This is a genomic window from Pseudomonas savastanoi, from assembly GCF_020917325.1.
In the GTDB taxonomy this organism is placed as follows: Bacteria; Pseudomonadota; Gammaproteobacteria; order Pseudomonadales; family Pseudomonadaceae; genus Aquipseudomonas; species Aquipseudomonas amygdali.
The window spans coordinates 5,260,940-5,273,160 of the sequence record NZ_CP076652.1 but is presented as its reverse complement, the minus strand read 5'-3'; the positions used below and the strand labels follow the sequence as shown (position 1 = coordinate 5,273,160).

Here is a 12,221-nt window from a genome sequence, read left to right as displayed (position 1 = left end):
GCTGAACCACTTTGGCTGCACTGCTGCCGTGGGAGCCGCTGAGCACCTAAATCCGCGCATCCTTCTGCATTTGCGCGTTTTCGAAACAATGCGCGATCACCCAGCTCGCCGGCTTCACCTCACCTCGTGGGCCAAACGCCAATGCCCGTTGTGCCAACGGCCCGTTGCTGGCCGTGGCGCCTGCAACATGCGGGCTGTCCCAAACACCCCACGTAATAACGGTAGATACCGAGCGCGTGGCAAGCACCTCGTCGAGATACCGCTTATAAGTCGCTGCAACTGATCCATCGCGCTCTGCGATAGACCCCGTCAAGTGGCTGTCGTCGACGTCCAGTTCCGTGATATGGATCGACAACCCCATATCACGCACTGCAAGAATAAAGCGGGAAAGACCCGGACCAAATGTGTCGCCTGCACGCAGGTGGGACTGAATGCCAAGGCCGTGTATCGGAATGCCCCGCTGCTTGAGCCCGCGCAGCAGGGCGAGCACGGCAGTGCGTTTGCTTTCGCCGTAATGGGCATCCTTTTCCAGGCCGTAATCGTTGTAGCAGAGCAGGGCGTCCGGGTCGGCCTTGTGCGCAGCCTTGAAGGCTATGTCCAGATAGCGAGGCCCGAGCATCTGATACCAGAATGAATTGCGCAGCCCGTCAGGCTGGCCGTCCTCCAGCTGGATGGCTTCGTTGACGACGTCCCATGCGCTGATAAGGCCACGATAATGGCTGGCGACGGTACTGATGTGCGCCGTCAGCACCGCTTCGGCGTTCGTCGGGGTGACGGTGTGGTGAACCCAGTCGGGTAAAGAGCGATGCCAGCAGAAAGTGTGGCCGCGCATACGCTGGTCATGCGCTTTCGCAAACGCCGCGATTGCGTCGGCGGGTGCGAAGTTGTAACGCTCTGGCTCGGGGTGGACGGTCTGCCACTTCAAGGCGTTTTCTGGCACTACGATGCTGGCCTGACGGGCGACCAGCTGCCGATAGGCCGCATCGTCATTCAGCTTTGCCGGATCAATCGCAAAGCCGAACCGAATACCTTTCTCGGCTGCAGGCTGGCGCAATGCGGGAAAGGGTTCTGCCGCCAGCAGCCTGCTGTTGACGAAGGGCATACACGCCAGCAGGCGGACAAACGCAGTCAGAAAACTGCGTCGACTAGCCCGGCGCATTACGCACCAAAGATCCCCATCAACTCCTCACGCCCGACCATCACGGTCATTGACCCTTGTTTCTGTTCGCCTTCAATCGTGCACAACAATCCGGCCTCCCTACAAATCACTGCGCCTGCCGCGATGTCCCACAGGCTGGTGAATTTCTCCATGTACCCATCCGTTTGCCCCAGCGCGGCGAACGCCAGGCCGATGGTTGCGCAGCGATAGCCTGCCAGGCCCCAGCCTTGTTGGCGCAAGGTCAGTTGTAGTCGTCCCAACTCTTCAGCGTCCCATCGGGTGTTTTCGCCTACGCCGGCAATACGCAAATGCTCTGGCGGTTGCGGGCGGACGAAAGGGATGCCATTGCGCAGCAGGCCATCGCCCGTGCGCGCTGCCAGGGTGTAGCCCAATGCCGGGTAGGCGACGACGCCGATTTCGGGTTCACCTGCGGACATGTACGCCACTGCTATTCCCCACAGCGGTGTGCCACGCAGGTAGTTGCCGGTGCCGTCGATAGGGTCGATAACCCAGCCGTCGGTGATGAATTCGCCGCCCATTTCTTCGCCAAGAATTGCATCGTCGGGGAAGTGTTTGCTCAGCTCTGCACGGAGCAGTTGCTCCACTTCGAAGTCGGCGCGGGAGACGAGGTCTTGTGCGCTTTTGGTGGTGATGTCGAGGGTGTGGCGGTCGTTGAAATACGCCATGGCCAGGCCGGTGGCCTGTTCTACGGCGTGCATGGCGACGCTGAGTCGTTTGTTCATTGCAGACAGCCTCCGTTCGGCAGGTTCAACAAGTCCGGGTAATCACTGAGAATCGACTGCGCGCCGTGTTCCAGCAGGTAATGCGCACGCTTCGGGCTGTTGATGGTAGCCACGGCGAATTCGACGCCGCTGCTTTTCAGGCGAACAAGGTGATGGTCATCGAGCATGTCGTCAAGTACGTGAAGTATTCGGCAGTCATATTCGGCCAGCAAAGCGACCGGGTCAGCAGGCGCAACCACGCAGGCGATGGCCAGCGGTACATCGTTCCACAAGCGTCGCGCGGCCGTTAGTGAGCGCACCGAAAAGCTGGAGACGAACAACCGATCGTTGTCGGCGGGCCACAGATTTTTGAGGATCGGCATCACCACTTCCGCCGTCTCGATATCGTCGCCAATGGTCGGTTTGAGTTCGACCTGCAAACCCAGGTTGAGGCGCAGCGCGCATGCCACGATCTCTTCGAAGGTCGGGATCTGCAAGCCCGCGAATTCAGGTGCGAACCAGCTGCCTGCGTCCAGTTTGCGGATGGCCTCAAGTTCGTGAAGCACGACAGCGCCGCGCCCGTTGGTGGTTCGGTCCAGCAAGTCGTCGTGAATCACGACAGGCTGGCCATCGCGGGTCAGCTTCACGTCGATCTCGACCCACTCGGCGCCGCACTCGGCGGCTTTCTCCAGGGCCAGCAGGGTATTTTCCGGTACGTAAGCCTTGGCACCACGATGGGCAATCAGGGACGAGCGGACGAGGGGCGCAGGTTTGAGCATGGCGGGTCACTTGGTGGTTTGGGAGAAGGAAACGAGCTGGCGTTGGCCGCTCTCGATATCGAACAGCAAGGGCGCGGGATGGATGGCGATTCGAACCTGGGTGCCGGGCATCAGATGCTGCCGTTCGGCGAGGCTGACAACACAGCGTGTTCCGGCCAACTGGCAATACAGCAGGCTGTGGCTGCCGAGATTTTCCGAAGATTCAACGGTGGCGGTGACGCCTGTCTGGCCGAGCGCGACGGTCTCAGGGCGCAGGCCCATCAGCCATTTGCCTGTCCGGTTGCTGGCAATGCCGAGTTTGATGGGCAGGCGTTGTCCGTCGGCCAGGATCAGAACGTTGTCGTCCAGGCAGTGCACAGGCAGCAGGTTCATGGGCGGGGTGCCGATGAAGCTGGCGACAAATGTGCTGGCGGGCTGATCGTAGATGTCGGTGGGCGTGCCGATCTGCTCGACATGGCCCTTGTTGAGAATCACCACACGCTCGGCCAGGGTCATGGCCTCGGTCTGATCGTGGGTGACATACAGAATCGTCGCCCCGGTCTGCTGGTGCAGGTTACGAATCAACAGGCGCATTTCATGGCGCAGCGCGCTGTCCAGATTGCACAGCGGTTCATCGAATAGCAGCACCGGCGGTTTGCGGATCAGCGCCCGACCGATCGCAACGCGCTGACGCTGACCGCCGGAAAGCTCTCCGGGCTTGCGTTGCAGCAACTCCTCCAGCCCCAGCGAACTGGCACACTCGCGAATACGCTGTTCGCGCTCCTTGCGTGAGATGCGTGCCAGCTTCAGCGCGTAACCGATGTTGTCGGCGACGCTCATGTGCGGATAGAGCGCGTAGTTCTGAAACACCATGGCGCAGCCACGTTCCTTGGGCGGCAGGCGCGTCACGTCGCGGCCACCCATCAGAATCTGCCCTTGGGTGACGTCCTCCAGCCCGGCGACCATGCGCAGCAACGTAGACTTGCCACACCCGGACGGGCCGAGGATGACGTTAAGCTCGCCCGCCTTGAAAACCAGATCGAGCCCGTGAAGGATGTGCCCAGAGCCATAGGTTTTGTGCAGGCCCTTGAGGACGATATCCGGCGCGCAGGCAATAGGGGTGAGCGCGTTCATTTACCGACTCCGATCAGACCTTTGACAAACCATCGCTGCATGAGCGCAATGACGAGGATGGGGGGTAGCATGCTGACCACGGCGGCGGCCATCAGCAGGTTCCATTCGGGGACCTGGGTTGCATCGGTCGGCAGAAAGCTGGCGACGCCCAGCACCAGCGTGCGCATGTCCTCGCGATTGGTCGCGACCAGCGGCCACAGGTAGTCTTTCCACGCGCCGATGAACACCAGCGTGCCGAGCGCCGCGAAGTTGGTCTTCGACAGCGGCAGCAGAATGTCGACAAAAAAACGCCAGGGCCCGGCACCGTCCATACGTGCGGCCTCGACCAGTTCGGCGGGCAGCGTCTGGTAAAACTGCCGGAACAGAAAGGTGCCGGTGGCTGAGGCGATCAGCGGCAAGGCGAGCCCTGTGTAGCTGTCGAGCAGGTTGATGGTCGGCACCGGCAGCCACTGGATGCCCAGCCATTGCAACAGATTGCGTAGCGGTCCGAGCAGGTCGCTGGCCACCGCATACGTGGGGATGATGCGTACTTCCAGCGGCAGCAGCAGAGCGCCCAGCACGGCAAAGAAGATCACCGAGGTGTAGCGGCTGCGAAAGTACACCACGGCAAATGCCGTCAGCGCCGAAAGTGTCAGCTTGCCGATCACCACCAGTGTGGCGACCAGCAGGCTATTGCCCAGCAAGCGCAGCAGGTCGAGACGTCGGGTGACTTGTTGCAGATTCTCCAGCAGTTGGTCGCCGGGGATCACCGCCAGACCGTGGGCGAACAGTTGTGGGTTGCTCACAGTTGCCGAGCAGACTGCGACGTACAGCGGCCCCAACGCGAACACCAACCCGAGCGTCAGCAGCAGATAAGCGCCCGTATCGAGCAAACGGTGACGCTCGATCATGCTTTCACCCCACGGCGCTGGAAGCGGGACAAGAGTTTGAACTGAGCGATGCTAAGCGCTACGACTGCCAGCAACATGAGCACTGACAGTGTCGACGAACCTGCCAGATCCAGGCCCATGAAACCGTCGGTGTAAATCTTGTAGGCCAGCACATTGGTGGTATCGCCGGGCCCGCCGTGGGTAAGGGTGTCGACTAGCCCAAAGCTGTTCGACAGGCTTTCCAGCAGGTCGATGACAAACACGAACAGCAGATAGGGCGCAATCAGCGGCAGCTGTATGTCGAGCATGCGTCGCAACGGGCCTGCCCCGTCCAGTGCGGCTGCGGCGAGGTAGTCATCGGGGACGGACTTCAAGCTGGCGACCAACATCACGAAGTTGAACGGCACCAGGCACCACGCATACGCCACGATCAGCAACGACATGCTCTGCATCGGGCTGGCGTAGGGTGCCCAGGTGCCGGGGGCAATCGCGTTGAGCCAGGCGAAAATGCCCATCACCGGATTGGCCAGCACTTGAAAGACAATGCCGATGGTGGCGCCCGATACGGCGTAGGGCCAGATCAGCAGATTGCGAAACACTGCGTTGCCGCGCAGTTTCAGTTCAAGGCACAGCGCAAGCACCAGTGCGATGAGGATCGAAAGCACAACGCTCGACAGGCTGAACACCAGCGTCGAGCCTAGCGACGCGAGCACACCAGGGTCTCTCAATACCCGCAAATAGTTGCTCAGGCCGACAAAGATTTCGTTACCGCCGAAGGGCGGCACCAGATGAAACGACCACCAGATTGCCTGGACTGCAGGCCAATAAAAGAACAACCCGAGTGCCAGCAATTGGGGCAGGGCAAACAGCAGCGCCAGGCGCGGTTGCGGAAAATGCGCACGAGGCTTCATGGCGTTGCCCCGTCTGACTCGTTGCTGGCCTGGGCCTGATGCATCTGCTGAAACAGACTGAGCAATTCGTTGGCGCGCAGCGTTGTCTGACGCAGGGCGTGTTCAACGCTCTGGCGACCGGCGAGCGCGTTTTCCATTTCCTGCGACCAGATAAGACGCATCAGCGTGATAAAACCGCAGCGCAAAGGCGCAGAGGGCTGGCCGTCGATGTCGTGAAGTGCAGCAAGCCCGACCATCACGGCCGACGGCTCTCTGCCTGCGGATTGCAATCTTGCTGCGGCCGTCTGAGTGACTGGCAGGTAGCCGGTTCTGGCACTGAATACCAACTGATTATCCGGTTGCAGTACGAACGCCAGAAACTCCGAGACCAGCCGGTAATCCCGCGCGGCATGCCCACGCATCACCCACAGCGAGGAACCTCCGGGAGCGTTGGTACGGCGTTGGGTGTTGGCGTAAATCGGCAGTGCTGTGACGTCGATGTCGGATTTGAGCGTGCTGTGCACGATATTCCAGGCACCGGTGGAGTCGATCAGCATGGCGCAGTCGTCGGTGGCGAACGCCAGCGCCTGCTGGCCGCTGCGCGTCGAATCCTCGTGCACAACCAGACCTTCAGCGGTCCATTGCGCCAGATCGTTCATCAGCCGCAGGTGGGCGCCTTTGTCGAACTGATAGCGCTCCGTGCCAGCGGCGCGAACCGCGACTTCGGTACCTTGCGCTGCACTGGTCTGCTCCAGCCAGATCCACGGCGAAAATTCGCTGACGACAGGGCACGTGTGGCCGTTTTTCTTCAAGGCCCGCAAGGCAGTAGCAAATGCTTCCCAAGTGGCGGGTGGCTCGCTGATACCGGCTGCGGCCAGGGCATTTCGGTGCGTATAGAGCAAGGCCGTGGACGCCGCAAAAGGCTGGGCCGCCAGAGTGCCGTGATCATCGGAGTAATAGCGCCGCAAGGCTGGCAGAAAAGTGTCGTCGGAATAGGCTCTTTGATGATCGGCCATGATGGCCTCGACAGGCAGAGTGGCACCGCCCAGCAGCATGTCAGGCGTAGCCACATCGTAAATTTCGACCAGCGCCGGGCCTATGCCTGCGCGGTACGCGGCGACGGTCTTCTGCAGCGTCTGCTCATAACTGCCCTGGCGGATACAGTGCAGGCGGTCCCCATCCTCACGCTGCGCATTGAAGCTTCTGCACAAATCTGCGATGGCACTTCCGGCCGCGCCGCCGTGGCTATACCAGAACTCGGCGGGGGCGGCGAAGACCTGAGCAGCGAGCGGCAGCAGTGCCAGCATGGAAAGCGTCTTACTGATGAAAGGCATGAGGACACCCACGAGAACTCAGTGCTATTTAATACAGCTTGTGTGTAGTATTTGTGACCTGCGCGACTTTTATTAAATTTTCATGATGGAAGTGTGCAATGAGTGGCGGGCGATACACTGCTTTACACGCCCACTGTTTTTAATCCTCCCCTGATTTGTAGATTCCATGCCCCTCGACCTCGATACGCCACTTCATGCGCACCAACCGCTGAGCCTGAATGAACGCAAATTGCTGGATATCCTTCGCCGTCGAGGCGTGATCACCCGCGCCACGGTTTCGACCGAGATGGACCTGGCTCAGCAGTCGGTGCACCGCCTGATCGAAGAACTGATCAGCCGAGGCCTGCTGCGTAGCGGCGAGCGAGTGAAGAACGGCCGTGGTCAGCCCAGTCCGCGCATTGAGCTGGTCAACGAGGCGGTGTATGTCATCGGCGTATCGATCAATACCGACTCGGCAGTGGTCTGCGTCGCTGATCTGGGCTGCAATGTGCTGGAACAGGTCACCTTGCGTACGCCGCCGTTGAGCCGTAACAGCACGCTGGATTCGCTGGATCAGACCATCGAACGCATGCTTCAGCGCAATGGCATCGAGGCGCAACGAGTGATTGGTATGGGCTTCGCCATCGCCGGTTTTTTTCTTGAGAACCGCCAGATCAACGCACCCGAACCGCTGCGCGATTGGTCATTGATTGACTTGCAACCGATACTCGAAGAGCGCTTCGGCATGCCGGTCTGGCTGGAAAACAACGCCACCACTGCGGCCATCGGTGAAAGCCTGGTGGGCGTGGGGGCCTGGGCCAGCAACTTCATCTACCTGTCGTTCAACTTTGGTTTCGGTGCAGGCGTGGTGATCAACGGCAAACCTTATTTCGGTAGTCACGGCAACGCGGGCGAGATCACCCTCTACAGCGACGAAGAGTCGATAAACCGTCCGGCCTTGCGTTACCTGCTGGATGAATTGCATCAGAACGGCGTACAGGTGGACTCAATCGAAGACCTGCGCCTGCGCTTCGACCCCGACTGGCCCGGCGTGGACACTTGGCTGTCACGCGTGAAACCAACCCTGGATCGTCTGGTTAACGCACTGGCGGGCCTGTTCGATCCACAGGCGGTGGTGTTTGGCGGGCAATTGCCGCCAGAGCTGGGCAGACGCCTGATTGCGGCGACGACTTTCTGGGGAGCCCACCGCTACAACGCGCCACCGCCCCGGCCTCAGTTATTGCTGAGTGAGACCAATGGCGATGCGGCGGCTATCGGGGCGGCACTGGTGCCGTTGAAAGAGCGGTTTTTTGTTTGATCTGTTGTCTGCGATGGTTCCTTGATAGGTACTGCACGTTGCGACCAAGGCAATGGTCATGCAGCAAAAGACACCTCGGCCTGCACAGTTCGAGACTATCGCGCGGATGCAGCAGGCAGGTGCATTGGCTGGCCAATTAATATTTCTTCATGCGGTCTTTGCTTAAGATTCAAGAGCCTCGGCCGATCATATTAGATGGCTGGGCTTAAGTTGGCGCTCATCACCGTTGACTAAGAAGTTATTATACCTGTGGAGTGGACAAGTGAACTTACGCCTAGGCTGCAAAGCTATAATGATCGCCCTGTCTTTTGCCTTGTCGAATATGGCCGCGTCTGAAGAGCTGAAAGTCTACAACTTTTCGCCTGTCAATCAATACAATCTTAATCTTTCAGCCGGTTTTTGGAATCCAATCATAAAGTATGTGTCCGAAAAAAGCGGTGTGAACCTTACGCTGAAATTAGGGCGGACCTCCTCTGATACGACAAGTTATGTGCTCGCGCAAGAAGTTGACTTCGCGTTCACCAACCATCTTTTTAGCCCGGAACGCGACAAGATGGGCTGGAAGGTGTTTGGTCGCCGTGACGCGCCTGCTATCGTGGGGCAAATCGTGGTGCCTGCCGACTCGCCCATTCATAGCCTTTCAGAGTTAGAGGGCAAGGAAGTCGTGTATCCGGGACCGGAAGCATTCATCGCTTATAAAGTCACAAACTCGGAATTGGTCAAGAAAGGGATCAACACGTCTACTGTGTTTGCAGGGAATATGGACGGTGCTTTCAGCCAACTCCTCAGTGGTAAGGCTCAGGCGATGGGAGCCAATTCACAGCTGGTAAGCGGCTACACGGAGAGAGAAGGGAAGTCGTTCCGCGTACTGTGGAGTTCAGCCTCGTTCAATGATTTGGCCCTCATGGCATCCCCTCGGGTTTCTAAAAAAGAACGTGATGCGGTAGCCAACGCATTTTTTAATATGCAAAACGATCCCGACGGTAGCAGGGTTCTTCGTGAGGCGACCGAGCTGGTCCATGCACCGGCACCGATTACCTTCATTCCTGCGACGGAAGCGGATTATGCGTCCTATCGTGATTTTTATAACAGTTTGCCAGCAAACCTTAAGTAAATAATTTCAACTTTAGCTGGAGAGGCTGTTAATGAATTTCTTTAAAAGCCTGCTGCCCAAATCACTGACGTCGCGAATACTGGCGATGTTATCCATTCTGATACTGACTTTTTTGACGACAGGGCTGGGACTGTTTTATAAAAATCAGCTGCTTCAGCATATTGAAGAGATACAAGACACCGCTAACATGCTCATTGAGGTGGCGGCGCAAGCGGTTGAGGAAAGTGTCGTCATCGGCGATTACGACACCATCAAAAGAACCCTCGAAAAAACCCTGGCTCGCTCGCCGTTCAAGTCGGCCATGTTTATTGACCTGTCGGGTGGCGTGATTCGCCTTGAGGCAGCCAGTGCGCCTGTTGGAAGAGCGCCTGCGTGGATAGAGTCTGAAGTCGCTGCAAGATTATTCGATGTCAATCGCCCGATCACTATTGGCGGAAAAGATTATGGCGTGATGCGTTTGTCTTTTAATGCCGAGAGAATTGCTACCGAACTCTATAGTCTTGTGATCCAGGCTACATTGTTTGCGGTATTTTTTCTGTTGATAAGTTTGATGTTGATGGGGTTCATGATCAAGCGTTCGCTTGCTCACCTGGGCAAGCTTCACTCTTATGAGGCGGAAATTGCTTCAGGTGCAGTGGCAGCAGAAGCGATGTTGGTCGCTGATGCTCCCATGGAAATACAGGAGGCTATAAAAGCGGTAAACCGCACTGCCGCCAGTATGCGCAATCACTTTGGCCTGCGTATCGAATCGTTGATGAATACCTTGGTGCAGCATAAAAATGCCCTGGACGAGGTTTCAATCGTTTGCGAAGTTTCGGCCTCCGGACGTATCACCTACGTTAACGAACGATTCTTAACAAGCTCACAGCATTCGCGAGCCGAGCTTTTAGAGTTGACGATCGATGAAGTCTGGACCGGCATCTCTTCAACTTCTGAACCGTGGCGATGGGCTCCTGAAAATGAGGTGTGGAACGGTGAACTCAGGCTTTCGGGTCGTACCGGTAAGGATGCATGGCATCGACGCACCATAATACCTATTCTCGATGACATGGGTGGCGTTGAAAAATATATTTGCATCGATATCGATATTACTGATCGAAAGGAGTTTGAGGTCGCGATTCTGGATAACTCCAGAAGGCAAAACCTTATTGCCTTGTTTGGTCAGCAGGCATTGACAGAAGAAAACGTCAGTGCGCTGGGTGGACTGGCAGCATTGAACGCGGCGCAAGGATTAACATTGTGCAAGGCGGCTTTATTAGTCGTTGATCGAGTGAGTCATGGGGTCATCCTCAACGCGGAGGTTGGCTTGAACCACGTGGAAGTCCGCAGTGGTTATCACAATGATTTTTTGAACGGTACTGCTGCTTCCACCGGGTGTGTCATTAATTCTGATACACCTGATAACAGGTACACGCTGCTGCCGGATGAAACAGTGGAGGCTTGTGGTATTAGAAGTGGTCTAGAGATTGAGATATCCTGCAGGGAGGTTTTCAAGGGTGTTCTTGGGGTGTATGCCAGCACTGACTACTCCTTTACACGTGAAGATGTCAGCTACCTTCAAACACTTGCTAACCTGTTGGCCGCCGCGCTTGAGCGGTATGATGCCAAGAAAAAGCTAATCTATCTGGCCGAAAATGATTCGCTCACCCATCTGCCTAATCGCTGGTTTCTCAGCAATTATCTGCGCGAGATAATCAGTCGGAAAACGTCAGTGCCAGATGCAGTCAGCGTTATATTCATCGATTTGGACAGGTTCAAAGCAGTGAATGACACCATGGGGCATTCAGTGGGCGACCAATTGCTTATCCAGGCGGGGCGACGCTTGAAAGACTGCATTGATGAAAACAGTGTGGTTGCGCGGCTGGGAGGCGACGAGTTTTCTATCGTCGTTACCCATCATGTTTATTCCGAAAGCCTTATAAAAACCCTTGCGAACCATGTTGTTGAAGCGTTGGGGAAACCATTCAATCTGGGCGGCCAGGATGTATTTGTTTCAGCGAGTGTCGGCATCGCTAATTATCCGTTTGATGGGCGAGACACTGGCGTTATCCTGAAGAATGCGGATACCGCCATGTACCATGCGAAAAAAAGTGGCCGTAATAATTATAAGTTTTATAAGGCCACGATGAACGAAAGTTTAGTCAAGCGCTTGCAAACTGAAACGCTATTGCGGGGTGCGCTTGAACGTGATGAGTTTATTCTACATTTTCAGCCAAAGGTCAGCCTTGCCGATGGCAGGATAAGTGGTCTGGAGGCTTTGTTACGGTGGAATCACCCGGAGCAGGGTATGGTTTCTCCGGCTGAGTTTATCCCTATTCTTGAAGACACTGGCCTGATTATTCCTGTCGGCGAATGGGTTATCCGCAACGTGTGTGAAACCATAAAAAGCTGGGGAGAGAATAATATCAGGCAGGTACCGATCGCCATCAATCTGTCCGTCAGGCAGCTTCAGGTAAAAGGCCTGGCGGAGACCGTCAAACATATCGTTGAAGGGTACGGTATCAACCCCGCTCTTTTAGAGTTCGAATTGACCGAGTCGATGCTGATGATCGATCCCGAGTCGGCGGTTGAAATACTTCGAGATATAAAGTCGTATGGTATAAGCCTTTCGGTCGATGATTTCGGAACGGGCTATTCGAGTTTGGCTTACTTGAAGCGATTTTCTCTTGACGCCCTCAAAATCGACAGGGCGTTCATAAAAGATATAACGAGCAATCATGAAGACGCCGCTATCACCAGGGCGGTCATCGTATTGGCGCACGAATTGGGTCTTAAAGTCATTGCAGAAGGTGTCGAAACAGTCGACCAGTTAGCGCTGCTCGTGACGTATGGCTGCGATCAAATGCAGGGTTATCTTTTTAGTAAGCCTGTCATCAGTGAAGCGTGTGCTTCTATGATTAAATCGTCACGCAGTCTGAGAGAGTTGGAAATACCTGCTTGAGAA

At 56.6% G+C, this 12,221-nt stretch carries 10 protein-coding genes; 3 read left to right on the top strand and 7 right to left on the bottom strand.

Features of this window, described 5'->3' with window-relative positions:
- Nucleotides 1-46: 46 nt before the first annotated feature.
- The 7 genes from KP808_RS22455 to KP808_RS22425 are packed head-to-tail and all read right to left on the bottom strand — an operon-like array spanning nt 47 to nt 6,866.
- Nucleotides 47-1,159 carry an endo-1,4-beta-xylanase gene (locus KP808_RS22455; protein WP_058408620.1) on the bottom strand — a complete coding sequence of 371 codons (1,113 nt, stop codon included), beginning with the start codon at nt 1,157-1,159 and terminating at the stop codon, nt 47-49.
- Complete coding sequence (locus KP808_RS22450) at nt 1,159-1,902, bottom strand: inositol monophosphatase family protein (RefSeq protein WP_058408621.1); 744 nt, start codon at nt 1,900-1,902, stop codon at nt 1,159-1,161. The genes KP808_RS22455 and KP808_RS22450 overlap by 1 nt, the downstream gene beginning before the upstream one ends.
- Nucleotides 1,899-2,660, bottom strand: a complete 762-nt coding sequence (locus tag KP808_RS22445) for a glycerophosphoryl diester phosphodiesterase (RefSeq protein WP_122259611.1) — start codon at nt 2,658-2,660, stop codon at nt 1,899-1,901. The genes KP808_RS22450 and KP808_RS22445 overlap by 4 nt, the downstream gene beginning before the upstream one ends.
- 6 nt (nt 2,661-2,666) lie before the next feature.
- Nucleotides 2,667-3,773 carry an ABC transporter ATP-binding protein gene (locus KP808_RS22440; protein ID WP_230016936.1) on the bottom strand — a complete coding sequence of 369 codons (1,107 nt, stop codon included), beginning with the start codon at nt 3,771-3,773 and terminating at the stop codon, nt 2,667-2,669.
- Complete coding sequence (locus KP808_RS22435) at nt 3,770-4,663, bottom strand: ABC transporter permease subunit (RefSeq protein WP_230016934.1); 894 nt, start codon at nt 4,661-4,663, stop codon at nt 3,770-3,772. Before KP808_RS22435 ends, KP808_RS22440 begins: the two co-directional genes overlap by 4 nt.
- Nucleotides 4,660-5,553, bottom strand: a complete 894-nt coding sequence (locus tag KP808_RS22430) for a carbohydrate ABC transporter permease (RefSeq protein ID WP_122281254.1) — start codon at nt 5,551-5,553, stop codon at nt 4,660-4,662. Before KP808_RS22430 ends, KP808_RS22435 begins: the two co-directional genes overlap by 4 nt.
- The gene (locus tag KP808_RS22425; RefSeq protein ID WP_058402680.1) at nt 5,550-6,866 is read right to left on the bottom strand and encodes an extracellular solute-binding protein; all 1,317 of its coding nucleotides are present in this window, start codon (nt 6,864-6,866) and stop codon (nt 5,550-5,552) included. The genes KP808_RS22430 and KP808_RS22425 overlap by 4 nt, the downstream gene beginning before the upstream one ends.
- Before the next feature lie 166 nt (nt 6,867-7,032).
- Between KP808_RS22425 and KP808_RS22420 the strand changes: the two genes are divergently transcribed.
- The 3 genes from KP808_RS22420 (at nt 7,033) to KP808_RS22410 (ending at nt 12,218) form a co-directional block, all read left to right on the top strand.
- Nucleotides 7,033-8,163: an ROK family transcriptional regulator gene (locus KP808_RS22420; protein ID WP_122259616.1), complete on the top strand. Its 1,131-nt coding sequence runs from the start codon at nt 7,033-7,035 to the stop codon at nt 8,161-8,163.
- 292 nt (nt 8,164-8,455) lie between these two features.
- Nucleotides 8,456-9,277 (top strand): phosphate/phosphite/phosphonate ABC transporter substrate-binding protein, encoded by an 822-nt coding sequence (locus KP808_RS22415; protein WP_058402678.1) that lies wholly within the window; start codon nt 8,456-8,458, stop codon nt 9,275-9,277.
- Nucleotides 9,278-9,308: 31 nt separating this feature from the next.
- Nucleotides 9,309-12,218 carry a putative bifunctional diguanylate cyclase/phosphodiesterase gene (locus KP808_RS22410; RefSeq protein WP_230016933.1) on the top strand — a complete coding sequence of 970 codons (2,910 nt, stop codon included), beginning with the start codon at nt 9,309-9,311 and terminating at the stop codon, nt 12,216-12,218.
- Nucleotides 12,219-12,221 lie beyond the last annotated feature (3 nt).